Raw genomic sequence first — 565 nt, forward strand, 5'->3', positions numbered from 1 at the left:
GGGTCGAGGTCACCGAGGGTGAGGTGCCCACCACCCTCACCTACCACGAGCCGCATCAGCCGGAGGCCGGGTCGGGTTCGGGACGCACCTCCCGTGCCAGGCGCGGAGCGCGTGAGATCGCCAAGACCATGCGCCAGCCGCTGGGCCGGACCGTCGTCGCGGGGCTGTGGGGCAACGGAACGATCCGCATCCTCACCGGCTTCATGACGCTCTACATCGCGTTCTACGCCAAAGCGCAGGGCTCGCACAGCGGATGGATGCAGCTCGCGCTGCTCGGCGCGGTCGGCGCGGCTGCCGGAGTCGGCAACGCGATCGGTAACGGCGTCGGGACGCGGCTGGAACTGAAGAATCCACCGAAGGTGATCGTGTGGGCGACCGCCGCCTGCTTCATCGTCGCAGTGCTCGCCGCGATCTTCGGCAACGTGTTGCTCGCGGTGGTCGCGGGCTTCGTCGCGTCCGGGACCAGCGCGATCGGCAAGGTGTGCCTCGATTCGTCGATCCAGGACGACCTTCCCGAACGTTCGCGGGCATCCGCCTTCGGCCGTTCGGAGACGGTCCTACAACT

At 68.5% G+C, this 565-nt stretch carries 1 protein-coding gene; it reads left to right on the top strand.

The window, feature by feature from the left end:
• Positions 1-565 (top strand): MFS transporter (locus GOSPT_RS12090; RefSeq protein WP_005206474.1); only part of this gene is annotated, 565 nt, incomplete at both ends.

The sequence above is a fragment of the Gordonia sputi NBRC 100414 genome (assembly GCF_000248055.1).
GTDB classification, from domain to species: domain Bacteria; phylum Actinomycetota; class Actinomycetes; order Mycobacteriales; family Mycobacteriaceae; genus Gordonia; species Gordonia sputi.